Genomic DNA, 16,714 nt, shown 5'->3' with positions numbered 1-16,714 from the left:
TACAATATTTATTCCTAAAATTTTATAGGACTTTTTGTCACAGAATATTAAAATAACTGACTTAAAAATTACCGTTTTCTACCATAGATTCCTTTGATAGGTGAATATTCAATGATATTACTCAATCGCATGGAAGCTTGTTTCAATAGCGTAATTTTCTTGATAAGCTCATAGTACTTTCCTTCATCAGTATCCCTGTACACATCCAGCTCTTTATCTGTTTCTGTGATTAAATAATCAATATATCTGAATTTGTGCAGCAACACATCTCCCTTGATCTGATCTGCCACTTTATCACCGTAATTGGGAGGATAAATATTTCTGGAAGCCCAGTTTTCAAGCTCATCCAACGGGATCAGAGCGTCTACAACCTTTGTGGTAATTTCTTCGTCCATAAAAGATACAAAAAAGTTTCCACTTCTCAACTCATCTTTTTGAATTCCTTCCCTCACCTGAGTAATAATGATTTCATTCCCTTTAACTAAAAATTCATACTGCTCTTCTTCAAAATGATGAAGAATTTCCTCAATTACTGTAATCTGATATTCTTCTCCTTGTTCATTTCTACGTTTCAGAATAATATCTCCAAATGCCAGCATGTGTTCAACAAGTTTGTTCTCCATGAACAATACATCATACAGAAAAGGATCTTCTTTTTCCTGATCCAAAGGCACAACCTCCATCTTTGGAGCGGCTGTTTTCTCTTTCTGCTGCTGCTGAACATGATGGGTCTGATTCTGTGTGATCTGCTTCTGAACATCCAGTTCATTGAAAAGACTCTGCTCAGAAAGCCCGAATTTATTGGAAACCTCTTTCAGATAAACCTCTCTTTTCAGGGCATTTTGTACGAAAGAGACAGATTTCACAATATCTCTGATTGCTTCAGCCTTTTTAATCGGATCATTTCCGATATCTCTCAGGAGAATTTCCGCCTTGAAGTCGATAAAATCCATCGCTTCATTTTCGATATACTTTTCAACGTATTCCTGCGGGTGTTTTCTGGCAAAGGAATCCGGGTCATCTCCATCAGGGAAAAGCAGAACACGGATGTTCATTCCCTCAGTCAGTAACATGTCAATACTTCGGAAACTGGCTTTGATACCGGCATTATCACCATCAAAAAGGATCGTTACGTTTTCTGTAAGCCTCTTAATCAGTTTGATCTGCTCTGTCGTCAAAGAAGTTCCTGAACTTGCCACTACATTTTCAATTCCGGACATATGAAGGGAAATCACGTCCATATATCCTTCCACCAAAAGACAGGCATTCTTCCTGGAAATAGCCTGCTTACTCTGGTTTAATCCGTAAAGAACATTGGATTTATGATAGATCTCGGTTTCCGGGGAATTGAGGTATTTTGCAGTTTTGACATTATTCTTCAGAATCCTTGCTCCGAAGCCTAAAACCCTGCCAGAAAAACTGTGAATAGGGAAAATAACCCTTTCCCTAAAACGGTCTACGCCTGCAGGAGTATTTTCAGGAAAAATAGAAAGTCCTGATTTTTCAAGAATTTCTTTATTATATCCTTTTTCCAGGGCATAAGCTGTAAAAGCATTCTTCTTCTCGGGAGAATATCCCAGCTGGAATTTCTTAATGATATCATCCCTCAACTCCCTTTCTTTGAAATAAGAAAGTCCTATACTTCTGCCTTCCTGATCATCCCAAAGGATCTCCTGAAAATAAGTATTGGCAACCTCATGGATTTTATACAGCAGATCTTTTTCTGTCTGGGCATTTTTTGCTTCTTCAGAAATTTCACGCTGGTCTTCCTCAATTTCAATTCCGTATTTTTTTGCAGCGTGGCGGAGTGCCTCAGGATACGTAAAATTTTCAATTTCCATAAGGAAAGAGATCGCCGTTCCTCCTTTTCCTGTGGAGAAGTCCTTCCAGATCTGCTTACTGGCAGAAACTACAAAACTGGGTGTTTTTTCATCATGAAAAGGACTGAGCCCCTTGTAATTAGACCCTGCTCTTTTCAACTGCACATATTCGCCCACAATCTCTTCAACGCGGATCGTGGAGAATATCTTATCAATGGTCTGTTTGGAAATCATAGTACAAAAATACACATAAAAAAAAACCTTACAATTATATAATACAAGTGCATTATATTTAGTAAGTTTTATCATTATTTTTGCAAAATAAATTTGCTACTATATGCAGTTCACTATCAATACAATCGAAGACTGGCAGGAAGTTGTTGACAGCATCATTCCTCAATTACAACATAATATTCTTTTATTAAAAGGAAACCTGGGCGCAGGTAAAACCACATTCACTCAATTTCTGCTTAAAAATATGGGCAGCAAGGATGAAGTAAACTCTCCCACTTACTCTATTGTCAATGAATACAATACCGAAAAAGGGAAAGTATTTCATTTTGATCTTTACCGCTTAAAAAACATTGAAGAAGTCTATGATATCGGAATTGAAGAATATCTGGACAACTCTTTTTTATGCATCATCGAATGGCCGGAAGTCTATGAAGAGGACCTTTACGGTCTTAACTACCATACAATGAGCATTGTAAATACGGGTGAAAACAGAGAGATTTCATTCGATTAAATATTATGTATCTTTGCTCATTAATTGAGTGTAAAAAACAATCTGTAAGACATAATTTAATTTAAGGATGAGTACAAATATTTTTACTCCTTTCACAGAAGAAGAATTAATGCCGAAAGAGGAAAAATTGGAGGTTATAAAGAAAGGGAAACAGTTCAGTATTGGAATTCCTAAAGAAACCTGTCTCAACGAAAGGAGAACCTGCATTACTCCTGACGCCGTACAGGTGTTGGTAGAGCACGGCCATGAGATCATTATTGAATCAGGGGCCGGACAAGGTTCATTTTTTACAGATTTACAGTATTCCGAATCTGGAGCGAAGATCACCAATGATCCAAAAGAAGCTTTCGGGCAGGATCTTATCCTGAAGGTGAACCCTCCTACAGAAGATGAAATTGAGTACATGAAGCCTAATACGTATCTGGTTTCAGCTCTTCAGATCAATCTTAGAGACAAGGAGTATTTCTTAAAGCTTGCAGAGAAAAAAATAAACGCCATCGCTTTTGAATTTATCGTTGATGAATACAAGCAGCTGGCCTTGGTAAGACTGGTTGGGGAAATTGCAGGAACCGTTTCAATCTTATATGCCTCCGAATTATTAGCCTTATCAAACGGGTTAATGCTGGGAGGAATTACAGGAGTAAGACCTGCAGAAGTTGTTATCCTTGGAGCCGGAATTGTAGGTGAGTTTGCTACAAAGGCAGCCATTGGTTTAGGAGCAAGTGTAAAAGTTTTCGATAATTCTTTATCCAAGCTTAGAAGGCTTCACACGATTGTTGACAGCCGTGTACCGACTTCTATTATTGATCCTAAAGAACTCAGCAAAAGTCTAAGACGTGCTGATGTAGTGATCGGAGCTCTTCCAAGATTGAACATGACCCCTATCGTTACTGAAGATATGGTGATGAAAATGAAAAAAGGCAGTGTCATCATCGATATTACCATAGATAACGGTAAAGTGATCGAAACTTCAGAGCTTACTACCATGGAGGATCCTTATGTCATCAAACACGGTGTCATCCACTGCGGACTTCCGAATCTTACCTCAAGAATGCCGAGAACTACCACTAAGGCCATCTCGAATTTCTTCCTTTCCTATATTTTAAATTATGACGAAGAGGGCGGCTTTGAAAACATGCTGATCCGCAAAAACAAAATGAAGCAGAGCTTATATATGTACAAAGGAAGACATACCAAGAAGATCATCTGCGATCGTTTCGGACTTACGTACCACGATATCAATCTTTTAATTTTCTAATGAAGAAACTGAAATTTTATGCAATAGGCTTCGTTCCGGGGCTTTTGATCGTATTTTTTATTTTAAACAAAAAAGGAGCAAGCTGCAGCGGATATTTACCGAACAGCCGTGTGATTGCTGAAAGTCTTTCCAAAGAATTCAAATATTCTGAAGAAGCTAAAAATGCAATGGCAACCTACAAGATTGATGAGAAATTTATAAAAGACAGCATCATTACCAACGGAAAGGTAGATTTTGACCGCAGCCATGCACAAAAGAAACCATGTCCGGACTATCTTTTAACCTATCCTGAAAAAAATCCGTCTTATGAGATCACGTATGAAAAATGTGAAGAAACGGTGACGGTAAACAGTCTTAAAAAACTGAAATAGTTTCAAGTACAAGCTATGGACGGCAATTACTACATGATTCATGATTATCTGATATTCATCGGAGTTTTTGCCATTTTCCTGTTTCTGACTATCAGTATTTATCTCTTCAGCCAGAATCAGAAGCTGAAACAGAGGAATACCAAATTATCGGAAACCAATAAACTTATTGAGCAGCGCCTGAATGAAGTCCGTCTGGAACATATCGGCACAAAGCTGAATCCGCATTTGTTTAAAAATATTCTGAATTCGGTGCAGTCTCATGCCTATCAGACGTATATGTCGCTGGATAAGCTGGCCAATGTGCTTGATTATATTTTATACGAAAGCAACAATAAGTATGTAAGCCCGAAAGAAGAGCTTAATTTTGCTTTAAGCCTTATTGAGATTAATAAAATCAAGATCAATCCACTTTTTGACTTCAGAATTAAATCCAGAATCAATAAATCTGATGCTTTGTATGAAGAAAAGGTATTTGCTCCGCTGATCTCTGTGGATCTTATTGAAAATGCCTTCAAACATACGGATTTTCTGGCTCAGGACTCTTTTATTTCTATTTATATGGAGCTTGAAGACGGCATTTTCACTATGAAAGTCAGTAATAAAGCGTCTCTTAAAAATATTCTGGAAAAAGAAAAAAGCGGCTTTGGAAGCCAGTCTTTTGATCAAAGGCTTAAAATGATCTACAGTACCTATTATCAGCTGGAAAGAAGCTCAAAAAACGGAATATTTACGGCGGAATTAAAAATCAATTTAGGAGAATTCTATGATAAAATGCGTTATTCTGGATGATGAATTACTGGCCATCAGCTATTTAAAACTTCTATGCGAGCAGATTGAGAATGTAGAGGTGGTAAAAGCATTCAATGATCCTAAAATTTTTCTGAATGAAATAGACAGCCTCGACTGTAATCTGTGCATTCTGGATATTGAAATGCCCGGAATGACAGGTCTTCAGGTGGCTGAGATTATTTCAGGTTCTAAAAAAATCATCTTTACAACAGCTTACAAAGAATATGCTGCTGAAGCTTTCGATTTGAATGTGGTGGATTATGTAAGAAAACCCATCAAAAAAGAAAGACTGATTCAAGCTTTCGAAAAAGCTAAAGAACTGGTAGAAAATGCTCCTAAAAAAACTTTTATCGAGTGGAATACCAATATTGGAAAAACCGTTATATTCACAGAACAGATTTCCTACATCAAAACCTCTGAAATCGACAGCAGGGATAAAGATATTATGCTTATTGACGGAACAACCATCGTTTTAAAAAACCTGAATTTCAAAAACCTTCTGGAAATGCTGCCATCAAAAGATTTTGCTCAGGTCAACAAAAAAGAAATTATCGCATTGTCTTCCATTAAGGTATTTTCAACCAACGAAATTATTACCACCATTCCTGCGGAAGATCACTCTTTTCTGAAACTTCAGATCGGAGATGCTTATAAAAATTCATTGATGGAGCTCTTCGGAAAATAGATCTTTTCAAATCTTTCCGGTTTCATTACAGAATATAAGTCCTTTATTACAACTCCCCTTTTTCAGTATTGAATCCCTTTAATTTTGTATGGAATTAATTGATTTTATAATGAAAAACTTTTTCTATGCTGCAGGACTTCTCCTATCCGGCTTGTGTTTTTCCCAGGAAGCCTCTTCAAAACTGAAGATCTCTTTTTTTGACGGAATAGCAATAGGCGGATATGTAGATCATGGTGCTTATCTCAACTTTACAGGTCCAAATGTAAGTCTTACCCATAAAAGCGTAAAATTCATTGTTGGAATGCTTCCTTCTCTGAGAATTAAAGAAGACCATTCTTCCGGAACCAAAAACAGTCCTATTATGCCTACGCTGGGAGCAGGTCTTACTGTGGTCTATAAAAAAATAGCCTTCCAGATTCCTGCCTACTATAACGCTAAGACAGCAGATCTGAATGGGAACTGGAAAATAGGATTTGGAATGGGTTATTCGTTCAAATAGATTTTATTACATTTTTTAGAACATTCATTACATTTTAAAAAAAAGAGTATTTAACATAACTATATTCTTTTCAACTTTGCATAAAATATTGGAATCATGAATTTGGGGAAATACAAAAATTTAATTTTCTACATTACCACCATCGCAGTCTTTTCCGCTCTGATGTATTACTTCATCATTGAAGGGCAGACGCTGGAAGTAAAAGAAAATATCGTTGCCAATACCAGCAGCGGCTCTACCTGGGATAATTTCCTGGAATCATTCAAAACCAATCTTCACCATCCGCTTGCACTATTATTGGCGCAAATTGTCACTATTATTATGACAGCAAGGCTTTTCGGATGGATTTGTATGAAAATAAAACAGCCTACGGTTATCGGAGAAATGATTGCAGGGATTGTACTCGGTCCTTCACTTGTGGGAATGTACTTCCCTGAGTTTTCCGCCTTTCTTTTCCCAAAAGAATCATTAGGCAACCTTCAGTTTCTGAGCCAGATAGGCCTTATCCTGTTCATGTATATTGTTGGAATGGAGCTGGATCTGAGTGTATTAAGGAAAAAAGCTCATGATGCGGTTGTCATCAGCCATGCAAGTATTATTATTCCTTTTGCTCTGGGAATAGGCCTTTCTTATTTTGTGTATCAGGAATTTGCTCCGGATGGTATCCAGTTTACCTCTTTTGCTTTATTTATAGCCATTTCGATGAGTATCACAGCATTTCCGGTACTGGCGAGAATCGTACAGGAAAGAAACCTCCAGAAAACCAAACTGGGAACGATTGTTATTACCTGTGCTGCTGCCGATGATATTACAGCATGGTGTATTCTTGCTGCCGTAATTGCTATTGTAAAAGCAGGTTCTTTTGCAAGCTCTATCTATGTGATTATCATGGCTGTTGCTTATGTATTTTTAATGATTAAAATTGTAAGACCCTTCCTGAAAAGAGTCGGAGACCTTCAGGCCGGAAAAAATACGATCAGCAAACCCATGGTGGCTATTTTCTTTCTGACATTGATCTTATCTGCATATGCTACTGAAGTAATCGGTATTCACGCTTTATTTGGAGCTTTTATGGCCGGAGCTATTATGCCTGAAAATACAAAGTTCCGTACCCTTTTTATTGATAAGGTAGAGGATGTGGCATTAGTACTTCTGCTCCCATTATTCTTTGTATTCACAGGACTCCGTACCCAGATCGGCCTTCTTAACGACAGTCATCTGTGGATGACCGCCGGATTTATTATTCTGACCGCGGTTCTCGGAAAGTTTGCAGGAAGTGCGTTGACGGCACGATTTGTAGGTATTAACTGGAAAGAAAGTCTGACGATAGGAGCTCTGATGAACACACGAGGCCTTATGGAACTTATTGTACTCAACATTGGATATGACCTTGGCGTTTTAAGCCCTGAAATTTTTGCAATGCTTGTGATCATGGCTCTATTCACCACTTTCATGACTGGGCCTGCACTGGATTTTATTAATTTTATTTTTAAATCTAAAAAAAATCAGGACGAATCCATTCAGGATAATGATTCCAAATACCGCGTTCTTCTCTCATTTGATAAGCCGGAATCCGGAAGTACTTTGTTGAAGCTAGCACACAATTTCACCCATAAAATGAACGGCAATAAAAGCATCACTGCGATGAATATTGCTCCGGTAGATGAAATGCATGCCTATGACATCAACGAGTATGAAGAGTCACAGTTTCAGAATGTCATTGAAACCTCTCAAGATCTGAATCTGGAAGTCACTACCCTCTTCAAAGCATCTACTGATATCGAAAGTGATCTTACCAGCATTACCAACAAAGGACATTATGATCTTCTCCTGATCATGCTTGGGAAATCTATGTATGAGGGAAGTTTATTAGGAAGGTTATTAGGCTTTACCACCAAGATTATTAATCCTGAAAAACTATTGAACACGGTAAAAGGCAAAGGAAATATATTCAACAATTCTCCTTTTGACGATTTTACGCTTCAGATTCTCGACAAAACCAATATTCCCGTAGGAATTTTGGTGGAAAAGGACTTTAAAGCGGCAGATAAAGTATTTGTTCCGATCTTTAATCTGAGTGATTTTTACCTTCTTGAATATGCTAAAAGACTGATCAATAACAATAATTCTCAGATTATCATTCTGGATGCGGCAGGACAGATCCGAAATAATATTGAAGTAAAAGAACTGATCAGAAGCATTGAACAGGTAGCTCCAAACCACATCACTCTGTACAATGAGAAAAAGATTGAAAAAGATTTTCTGGGTTCTCAGGATTTGATGCTCATCAGCAGTAAAAGCTGGAAAAACCTGATCGATACAAAAAGTCTATGGCTGTCTGACATCCCATCAACATTAATAATATCAAATCCATAACACAATAACACACACCGATATTTCTATTTCTATTGAAGCTGTAAATATTATTCGTTGTCTGTAAAGAAAAAACGGGTATATTTATGGCTTTAATTTTTTGGGACATGCTGATTAACAGTGAAAATGGAGTTATAGAACTGGAAGCCTTTGCTACCACACTTTATAAAGGAATGAGTCTTGATCAGCTGAAACAGTCTGATTTTTATAAAGAAAAGTATCATGATCTGTGGGATGTAAAAACCGGATATTTTTGGTATTATTTTAAGCCTGTAGAAATAAAGGGATATCAGGTATCTTTCAGTCTGTGCTTTTTTAAAGATCAGCTGGACATCATCCATATGAATACATGGGAAAACAGTGATGCCAAAGACTGGAATGAATGGACAGAGGAAAAAGAAATGAAGGTTTTCCGCCGGAATAATACTTTCCTGACCAAAGTCCTTGGAATATCACCCACCCAAAAAAAGAAAAAACCTTATCCCGGCTGCACCTTCAGATTTCCCTGGGGAGATGTGTGGTCGGTTTACGACCCGAGAAGCGCCGCCAGCTTTATGGGAATCAATTTTAATGAAGAGGAAAACAAATAAAAATAACTTATAACCAAAGAATAAGAGAACACTATGTGCCGATATGCCATGATGGTTTACAAAGGTCATTATGCCTGTTTCAACTGCCAGAAAACATTCAAACGCCGCCACCTGAAAGATGTGCACCGGGATGCTCAGACCTCTGTGGAAGCCAAGTGTCCGGAATGTGGGAATCTGATGGCCAATATGGGACTTGACTTTAAATCCCCGCCCAAAAATGATGATAAGCAATGGGCTCATATCCGGGATTTGTATACGGTTGGAATCACTTTTCATTCATGTGGATGCTCTGGTCCCGGATATATTCCCCAGGATCGGAAGGCCATTATTGATCATCTGGAAAAAGTTCGTTCAGAATACATGAAATCTCTGGTATTCTGGAGATACCGCATAGAGCCTGAAAATAAAAAAGAACGCGAACTGGACTATCAGAAAAACAGCTCACACCTATGGGCCGTCAACCGTAATGCTTTCAAAGAAACAGTGACCAATCAGGAAGGTATTAACTATTGGCTTAAAAGAATCAATGAGGTGGAAGAAAGGCTCAATATAATCAAGGCTGATAAATCATAACACTGCTCTAGTTTACAAGATTCAGAAGCCTTTTAAAATCCTCTTTGATTTTTTCCTCCTGCTCAGCGGGATAATCCGCACCGATACTAAATCCGCGTCCTGTAGTATTGGTGATCATAATGATATTTCCGTTTTCAAAATAATTCCTTGTTGTGATAACCTCGGACTTATTGAAATCAAAGGCTTCCGTATCCTTATTCTCTTTCATTGCTTTAGCATTATAGAAAAGCGGCCGGTTATACCTATACTCTTTCTCAAAAACAAAAGAAAGCTGTCCGTTAAGAAGATAATATTCTGTCAGCTTCTGCCCGATTTCTCCATAATGTTTCGCAATTACCTTTTGCAGACCTTCATCTGTGTAATAAAATGTGGCCTCCCCGCCTTCTGCAGATTCTCCTTCAATATCTTTCTTTTTGACAGCAGTCCATTTTGTCACGGAATTGATTCTTTTAAAATTTGCCTGAATAGGTTTTATCCTATTTTTTAAACTCTTGTTTCCTGTTGTATCTTTCTCATTGTATGCTTCTCCCTTCTTTACAGTATCCTGTGCTTGGATAGTGAAAAAAACGGGCGACTGATCTCCGGACTTCTGAGCATATGCAAAACTCAAACTGATCAATATTATGCAAACTCCATGCAAGAATCTATTCTTCATATTTTCTTTTTTATAGCTTTAAAATTAATAATAACTTTTGGTTGTACTGCATATAATGAAACCACAAAAGTTACAAATAACTGTTTTAGCTTTGAAAATCCTTATACCAGCTAAGATTCCTACAGAATGATACAATTGGAATGATTGTCTTACCATCAGTTTGCCATTCCGTAGAAATCCAGCCACTTTAAACCAACAAGAAAAGCATCAACAAAACTCCAATCCTGACCAGCATCACAATTGAAGACGTACAATTCCCATCCTCCGGAGAGGTGGCGAAAATTCAAAGAATTTTTGACGGGGTCGTTTTCGGAGTGGTTTCTTCACACCATCAGTTTCATGTCGTAATTCTACTACAATTTTTAAAATTTAACCCCAAAAATTTATTTCCAACAGTGTTTTTTAATAGCTTTATCTGATAATTCACATTGGATGGAAATTGATTTCTTACAATATCAGGTACGAAACGGAGACACGCTCACCTCCATCGCTTCCCGGCTGGGTATGACCGGTGAGGAGCTTAAGCTGTTTCATAATTCCCATTGCCCGAAAATGGATAAAGTCTGGTTTGAAAACCTTAATGACGTTAAAAATATTTTTGTCCCTACTCATTTTAAAACAGAATCGCAGAAGGAAAATGAAAGGAATAACAGTCTTCCCGGCCAGTTCTCTGATTCCTTTTGGGCCCAAACTTATAGTATTAATGAGACTTTTGAAACCTCTTTCGAATCTTCAGTTAACATCGATTATACCATTGATGTAAATCTCCGAAAAGACAAAAACACAGGTCTGTATATCCTTAGCTACAATCAGAGAGACTTTAAATCAGGAGGAAATGAACCTGATGATAAGGTAAGCGGCCTTTCGATAGCCTGCATGAAAAGTATTATGCCGCTTGAATTTATTCTTAATGAACAAGGCAGGATAAAAGGATTGGCAGATCATAAAAAAATCACGGACACTTTTACCAGACAGCGTAAAGATCTTGAAGAGTTTTATGTAGGTGAAGTCGCTCGAAATTATATGGATTCTTTTGAAAGGAACATCAGCAATGAAGTGTTTTTATTACAACAATTTCAGAGTACACTGCTGGTTCAGACTCTTTTCCCCAAAACAGACTGGTTCAGGAGAAAAATAAAGTGGACAGAATCTTTTTATTTTGTACAGAATTCATTTCCGGTAGCCTGTGAAATTAAACCTGAACATAAAAATAAAGAAGAGGACTCTGTTTTAACTATTTTAAGCGGAAAAATCACTGAATTATGTACCTCACAGGAGATCATGCGCGGGATCAGGCTCAAAAAACCGGCTGCAAGACCGGCTTCAGGAAATATTGTATTAGAATACACCACTCACACTAAAAATAAGAATCTTCTTCAGGCTAAAGCCTCGGTTTTACTCAGCCATGAAGAGGTATTGATACACCAACATCACATCAATATAACACAAGGATAATATGAAAAATTATGTCACACAAAAAGGCGATACTTTCAGTTCTCTGGCCCGGCAGTTTAAGCTGAAAAATGAAGGTATTTTAAAAACTTACCATAATCTCCACTGTCCGCCGGAAGATGTCATGCAGGAACCTGTTCCGGGAAAAACGATCTTGATTCCGGAAGATCCACAGCTCATGGCTGAAGAAAAAGAACCTCAAAATATGGCTGCATCTTCCCAGGAGGAATCTACAGAAAATGTAGATTCTGATGAAGGAAATTCAACGGAAGAAACCCCACAAAATGAAGAGCAGTCATCCGGAAAAACGGAACAACAAAATGATAAAGAAGAAAAAGAAGATAAAAAAGAAGACAGTGGTTCCAGTCCTCATGAAGGAAAATATTTCATTGTGCAGAAAGGAACCGTGCAATGTAATCAGGGATTTAAATTTCCAAAATTTAAAGTGACCAGCCATCAGAAACACTACTGGAATGATGAAGAAGGAAACGCTGATTATCTGGCCGTAACAGAGGATGATCTTCAGCTCGATCCTGCGGCACAGCCGTTTGGACAATGCAAGCTCAAGCCAACTTCGGGAGGATATCTTCCGTGTGCTTATGCTCCAGCCGGAAAGTGGCAGAAGACATATGAAAAAGTAAAAGTGATGGGTAAAAGCTGTCTTACGGAAATCTCAGAACTCATGTGCAGTACGGGAGGGAAAATTACCATCCTCAAACACGGACAGCAAAGCGAAGTCGGTAAAAGCCAGGTTGCCAAAGCAAATACGCAGGAACAGCAGGTTTATAATCCCGTTGTGGATTTTGATGAATTCAAGGAAGATACAAAAGATACAGACCAACTTTATTATAGCTAAGCCATGACAGGAACTATTATCGGGAATCAGAATCCTCTGGTAGGAACAACCTATACCTACGAAATAAAACCTTCAGGCCTTTCATTTGGTCTTAAAGGTGATTATGAATGGTATCTTTTTAAGAAACAAAAGAACGGAAGCTGGAAAGACATCACCGGAAAGCCCAAGACTGGTGAAAAGGTAACGTACAATTTTGGGGAAATAGCACTGGGAATAGAGTTTCAAATGAAAGTCTATGAAACTAAAAAAGGTATTTTACCTGGTCTTCCCTCTACCAGAGAACTGGCTGGAAGCCGTGTATTAATACCAACAAGCAACAAAGTTCCGAAGATTGATAAAGTAGTACTCTTCAACAGAGGAGCAAAAGACGTCAATAAAGCCAGCTACCGTGATACTCTTATTGCGCAGGCTCATTGTATTGCGATGTTTAATAAAGAGATTGAGTTTCACCTTTGGAAAGATGACGCGCCTGGAAAAGGGCACGATGCCAGTATTAACAAAAACAACCGTCACACCCGCAGCTATAAGGCTCGCGTCAATGAAAAAGGAATTGCAGAAGTGTCAATACCTCTGATGTCTGATGAAAAAATCCTTCGTCAGATGGCCAATCAGTTTCTGATGAAAGGTGACAGAAATGAAGGCGCCAATCATGAATATTATGTTACAGCCACTTATTCAGGACAAATTCAGGGAGCCAGCCAGGTGAATGTAGCTGTAGCCAATCCGGATTATAAAGGCCAGCCTCAAAACCAGCCAAAACCCAAGCCGCAACCTGAGAAACACACGCCAAAATTCCCGGCCGGACAAGGAGGTGGTCCCAAACAGCCGGATCCTAAAGGCAATATTATAGAAGCGGTTTTCATAGATGATAAAGGAAATGAACTTTCCAAAGTTGCTGTAGGAGATAAAGTAAGGGTAAGAATCCACTCCAAAAATATGGTGGGAAAACACATCCAATATGTAGTCTGGGAATATGATACCACTTCCAATGATGAAGTTTACAGAAGCGGAAATATTAAAATTCCTGCCGATGTATGTGATACTTCAGGATTTGTCATTTCCAAAGATATTTTTGAAAAAGGAATAGACTCCCCTATCGGTGACCCTGACTCCGGTACACAAAATTATTTCATCGAAATTATCTCCAAAGATCTTTCTGCAGAATCTCAGAAATTTGGGGTAAATTCGGAAGGCCTGATGCAGGTGGAGAAGGTGAAAAGTGCTGCGGGGGTGCAGAAGCAGCCGGAACCTGAAGCTCCGAAAGATGGTAAATGCAGATCATGTCAAATATCATTAAGCACTAATGATTTGGATAAGTTTATGACAGCTGCAGGGCATGGTTCAATACTTAATAAAGCACCATATAATACAAGAATACCGGCATATATTAATAATTTAAATAAATATATGACTGATTTTGAAATTAATAATAACTGTTATAGGAGAGCAAATTTTCTAGGGCAGGTTGCTAAAGAAACTAAATTTTGGAGTTATAAAGAAGACTTTATATATCCACCAAGTAGATTAAAAAGTAAATTTAGTAACTTCAAAACAGAGATAGGTAAAAAGCATGCAGAAGAATGGGGTTATGGAAGTGACAAATCAGAAATTACAAAAGAAAGAGAAATAAAAATTGCAAACTGGGCATATAGTAGAGGAGATAAAGCAAAAGATCTAGGAAATAATGTATGTCCAGAAAATGATTTACAAAACCCTGAACAAGATGGTTATAAGTTTAGGGGACGAGGATTGATACAATTAACTGGAAGAAAAAATTATCAAGGATTTCAAGACTGGTATAATAAAAATTATACTAAAGTTGGATTAGCTCAACAAGATTTTATGAAAAATCCAGACTTATTATTTAATTCAGAATACATTGTATTATCCGCAATATATTTTTGGATGAAAAATAATTTAAGTAATATTGCTGATAAAGGTATTGAAAAGGAAAATGTTAGAAAAATAAGTAATGTTATTAACTCTGGAGAAGATGACGCTACAAAAGCCATTAGATATGACTATGTAAAAGCAGCACATGCTATGCTAAGTGAAAAAGCATCTGACTGTCCATTTAAAACTAAAGGCGAACCACGAAAAAAATCTAATGAATGGCATGATCCTATAGATAATCCACAAATTACACTTCACAATTTTAGCGGTGGCTATGATCCTGACTTTAGTTCTTTTGGTGGCCATAGGGGTAGGCCACATACAGGTCTGGATATTTTTGCAATTAATAAAAAAACTAAAATATATGCTTGCTTAAAAGGTGAAATTGTATATAATGATGTTATTCCTGGTTATGGTAAAACTATTGTATTAAAAGTAGACAAGGATCTATTAGAGAAACATAAAAAAAATTATACATTAAAGTATGATAAAGAAGTAACAAAAGGAGATTTATATGACTCCGGAAAAGATCGATTTATTTTATATGGTCATTTGAATAGCTTTGAATTTAAAAGCAAAAATGTAGAACCTGGAGATGTAATCGCAATTTCAGGTGTAACTGGAGTTGCTGAAGGAACACATGGTCCACATTTACACATTGAATTTTCAAGCAAAATGCTTCCACAGAAAGGAGATAATTATAAGTATAGATGCAATCCTTTACTATATATATCCCTTTCAAAAGAAGATCTACAATTACAAAAACAATATAATAAAGCAAATAGAAGCACTGATAAAATATGAGAACCTTAATATTATTAATATTTTTCACTTTCGCTGTACATAATTGTAAAGATTACAAAAGAGAAAAGATAGAAAGCAAAAAGACTATTATCCATGAAGAATTAACATTTTCCCCTGTTACAGAAATAAAAAAAGACTTTACTTTACAAGGAAAAAGTTATAAATATGAGTATAAATTTGACAAAAATATTATAAGGATAGCTGCCAAAAACTATGATGGAGGCTTTTACAATGAGGTCTATTCAAACAATTCTCTAATTGGCAAATTACAAAAGAATTCTTGGAGCTGTACTCCTTATTATTATAAAAATAAAAACCTTGGTCTGCTTTTCATTGAAGAAGGAGATGAGAGTGGTATTTGGGGATATAGTATTTTTTTAGTCAAAGAAAAAGAAATAAAAGAAGTTGGTTTTATTGATATTTCTTCAACCCAAGATTCACCGTTAAATAAATTTTTAAGTTTTACTCAAGAAAATAACTTTATTATATTTAACTTTTTAGAGCCCCAGTTTTTTTCAAATCAAAAGACCATCAATAAATCTGATCAAACAGTTAAAATTGACTTAAGTACATTAAAAATCATTAAGAGCTCAAATAACAATACAAACAGCAATATTGCATTTTCTTTAAAAGATTATAATTATACTATAAACTTCACAACAAAGTCAATTGTTCCAAAAACTGATGATGTTTATTTCGAAAACAATTTTCTGGTCATAAAGAAAACAGCCGAAGAAAATACCCCTCATAATCTTCTTACTTATAAATATTATTTTGTATCAGCCTCCAATACTGTACAGTTAAGTAAGATAAACTTTTCTAAAGAAACCTATGTTGAACAGGATGATATCTGTAAATTATCATATACTTATTTACCTAATAACGATTCTACTTTTTCCCCTGAAGAGATAAATACATTTACAGAAAAAGATCTGGATATGTATATTAGGAAATTGGATTTAAAACAAGCACTGGATATTGTCTCAAAGATTAATAAAGACTATCAGTGTACCTCATCATTAACTGAAAATGAAATCAATCAGCTTTTAAAACAATATCCACTCAATGAAAAAACTGTAAATGATTATAATAATATAGCTTACTATCAGGAACAAAATAAAGATTATAAAAGCTCCATTAGTATCCTTGATAAGATACTTTCTCAATATCCTGACAGGGTTGTTGCCTGGTTAAATTATGCAGATGCTAAATGGGGACTTAATAACAAACAAGAGTCAAAAGAAGCTTATATAAAATATTATAATCTTATGAATAGCCAATCGAAAGATATGTCCAGAGTACCACAAAGAGTTAGAGACAGGATGAAGTAAAAGCACTGAATGGAATAAAG

Annotated in this window: 15 protein-coding genes; 13 read left to right on the top strand and 2 right to left on the bottom strand. The window is 36.6% G+C overall.

What is annotated here, in order from left to right:
- Positions 1–68: 68 nt before the first annotated feature.
- The gene (dnaG, locus tag RHP76_RS22250) at positions 69–2,054 is read right to left on the bottom strand and encodes a DNA primase (protein WP_062671270.1); all 1,986 of its coding nucleotides are present in this window, start codon (positions 2,052–2,054) and stop codon (positions 69–71) included.
- A gap of 103 nt (positions 2,055–2,157) precedes the next feature.
- Between dnaG and tsaE the strand changes: the two genes are divergently transcribed.
- The 9 genes from tsaE (at position 2,158) to RHP76_RS22205 (ending at position 9,703) form a co-directional block, all read left to right on the top strand.
- A complete protein-coding gene (tsaE, locus tag RHP76_RS22245) occupies positions 2,158–2,565 on the top strand; it encodes a tRNA (adenosine(37)-N6)-threonylcarbamoyltransferase complex ATPase subunit type 1 TsaE (protein ID WP_216445081.1) in 408 nt (135 codons plus the stop codon).
- Between the two features lie 67 nt (positions 2,566–2,632).
- Positions 2,633–3,823 carry an alanine dehydrogenase gene (locus RHP76_RS22240; RefSeq protein WP_311229099.1) on the top strand — a complete coding sequence of 397 codons (1,191 nt, stop codon included), beginning with the start codon at positions 2,633–2,635 and terminating at the stop codon, positions 3,821–3,823.
- A complete protein-coding gene (locus RHP76_RS22235) occupies positions 3,823–4,194 on the top strand; it encodes a DUF4258 domain-containing protein (protein WP_062671273.1) in 372 nt (123 codons plus the stop codon). Before RHP76_RS22240 ends, RHP76_RS22235 begins: the two co-directional genes overlap by 1 nt.
- 15 nt (positions 4,195–4,209) lie before the next feature.
- Positions 4,210–4,983 carry a histidine kinase gene (locus RHP76_RS22230; RefSeq protein ID WP_120233115.1) on the top strand — a complete coding sequence of 258 codons (774 nt, stop codon included), beginning with the start codon at positions 4,210–4,212 and terminating at the stop codon, positions 4,981–4,983.
- On the top strand, positions 4,958–5,668 hold the full coding sequence (locus RHP76_RS22225; RefSeq protein WP_288442158.1) for a LytR/AlgR family response regulator transcription factor: 711 nt from the start codon (positions 4,958–4,960) through the stop codon (positions 5,666–5,668). Before RHP76_RS22230 ends, RHP76_RS22225 begins: the two co-directional genes overlap by 26 nt.
- A gap of 109 nt (positions 5,669–5,777) precedes the next feature.
- Positions 5,778–6,167 (top strand): hypothetical protein, encoded by a 390-nt coding sequence (locus RHP76_RS22220; protein ID WP_110009323.1) that lies wholly within the window; start codon positions 5,778–5,780, stop codon positions 6,165–6,167.
- A 102-nt stretch (positions 6,168–6,269) separates the two neighbouring features.
- The gene (locus RHP76_RS22215; RefSeq protein WP_082798726.1) at positions 6,270–8,543 is read left to right on the top strand and encodes a cation:proton antiporter; all 2,274 of its coding nucleotides are present in this window, start codon (positions 6,270–6,272) and stop codon (positions 8,541–8,543) included.
- Positions 8,544–8,626: 83 nt separating this feature from the next.
- Positions 8,627–9,130, top strand: a complete 504-nt coding sequence (locus RHP76_RS22210) for a hypothetical protein (protein ID WP_311229098.1) — start codon at positions 8,627–8,629, stop codon at positions 9,128–9,130.
- A 48-nt stretch (positions 9,131–9,178) separates the two neighbouring features.
- The gene (locus tag RHP76_RS22205; protein WP_311229097.1) at positions 9,179–9,703 is read left to right on the top strand and encodes a hypothetical protein; all 525 of its coding nucleotides are present in this window, start codon (positions 9,179–9,181) and stop codon (positions 9,701–9,703) included.
- A 7-nt stretch (positions 9,704–9,710) separates the two neighbouring features.
- On the opposite strand, the gene RHP76_RS22200 is transcribed toward RHP76_RS22205, so the two are convergent.
- Positions 9,711–10,358 carry a hypothetical protein gene (locus RHP76_RS22200; RefSeq protein ID WP_311229096.1) on the bottom strand — a complete coding sequence of 216 codons (648 nt, stop codon included), beginning with the start codon at positions 10,356–10,358 and terminating at the stop codon, positions 9,711–9,713.
- 432 nt (positions 10,359–10,790) lie between these two features.
- Here RHP76_RS22200 and RHP76_RS22195 point away from each other — a divergent pair, with 432 nt between their 5' ends.
- From RHP76_RS22195 to RHP76_RS22180, 4 genes are read left to right on the top strand one after another with little or no spacing between them, the layout of a single operon-like run.
- Positions 10,791–11,813: a LysM peptidoglycan-binding domain-containing protein gene (locus tag RHP76_RS22195; RefSeq protein ID WP_311229095.1), complete on the top strand. Its 1,023-nt coding sequence runs from the start codon at positions 10,791–10,793 to the stop codon at positions 11,811–11,813.
- A gap of 1 nt (position 11,814) precedes the next feature.
- Positions 11,815–12,666, top strand: a complete 852-nt coding sequence (locus tag RHP76_RS22190) for a DUF4280 and LysM peptidoglycan-binding domain-containing protein (protein ID WP_311229094.1) — start codon at positions 11,815–11,817, stop codon at positions 12,664–12,666.
- A gap of 3 nt (positions 12,667–12,669) precedes the next feature.
- Positions 12,670–15,363: a hypothetical protein gene (locus tag RHP76_RS22185; protein ID WP_311229093.1), complete on the top strand. Its 2,694-nt coding sequence runs from the start codon at positions 12,670–12,672 to the stop codon at positions 15,361–15,363.
- A complete protein-coding gene (locus RHP76_RS22180) occupies positions 15,360–16,694 on the top strand; it encodes a tetratricopeptide repeat protein (protein ID WP_062671291.1) in 1,335 nt (444 codons plus the stop codon). Before RHP76_RS22185 ends, RHP76_RS22180 begins: the two co-directional genes overlap by 4 nt.
- Positions 16,695–16,714 lie beyond the last annotated feature (20 nt).

The organism is Chryseobacterium sp. SG20098 (assembly GCF_031844745.1).
GTDB classification, from domain to species: domain Bacteria; phylum Bacteroidota; class Bacteroidia; order Flavobacteriales; family Weeksellaceae; genus Chryseobacterium; species Chryseobacterium cucumeris.
Note: the sequence above shows the minus strand (reverse complement) of the source record. Positions and strands in the feature narration are given on the sequence as shown.

Bases quoted from the DNA above. Each gene is read 5' to 3' on its own strand.
- dnaG (WP_062671270.1), bottom strand. From the start codon at position 2,054: ATGATTTCCAAACAGACCATTGATAAGATATTCTCCACGATCCGCGTT.
- tsaE (WP_216445081.1), top strand. From the start codon at position 2,158: ATGCAGTTCACTATCAATACAATCGAAGACTGGCAGGAAGTTGTTGAC.
- RHP76_RS22240 (WP_311229099.1), top strand. From the start codon at position 2,633: ATGAGTACAAATATTTTTACTCCTTTCACAGAAGAAGAATTAATGCCG.
- RHP76_RS22235 (WP_062671273.1), top strand. From the start codon at position 3,823: ATGAAGAAACTGAAATTTTATGCAATAGGCTTCGTTCCGGGGCTTTTG.
- RHP76_RS22230 (WP_120233115.1), top strand. From the start codon at position 4,210: ATGGACGGCAATTACTACATGATTCATGATTATCTGATATTCATCGGA.
- RHP76_RS22225 (WP_288442158.1), top strand. From the start codon at position 4,958: ATGATAAAATGCGTTATTCTGGATGATGAATTACTGGCCATCAGCTAT.
- RHP76_RS22220 (WP_110009323.1), top strand. From the start codon at position 5,778: ATGAAAAACTTTTTCTATGCTGCAGGACTTCTCCTATCCGGCTTGTGT.
- RHP76_RS22210 (WP_311229098.1), top strand. From the start codon at position 8,627: ATGGCTTTAATTTTTTGGGACATGCTGATTAACAGTGAAAATGGAGTT.
- RHP76_RS22205 (WP_311229097.1), top strand. From the start codon at position 9,179: ATGATGGTTTACAAAGGTCATTATGCCTGTTTCAACTGCCAGAAAACA.
- RHP76_RS22200 (WP_311229096.1), bottom strand. From the start codon at position 10,358: ATGAAGAATAGATTCTTGCATGGAGTTTGCATAATATTGATCAGTTTG.
- RHP76_RS22195 (WP_311229095.1), top strand. From the start codon at position 10,791: ATGGAAATTGATTTCTTACAATATCAGGTACGAAACGGAGACACGCTC.
- RHP76_RS22190 (WP_311229094.1), top strand. From the start codon at position 11,815: ATGAAAAATTATGTCACACAAAAAGGCGATACTTTCAGTTCTCTGGCC.
- RHP76_RS22185 (WP_311229093.1), top strand. From the start codon at position 12,670: ATGACAGGAACTATTATCGGGAATCAGAATCCTCTGGTAGGAACAACC.
- RHP76_RS22180 (WP_062671291.1), top strand. From the start codon at position 15,360: ATGAGAACCTTAATATTATTAATATTTTTCACTTTCGCTGTACATAAT.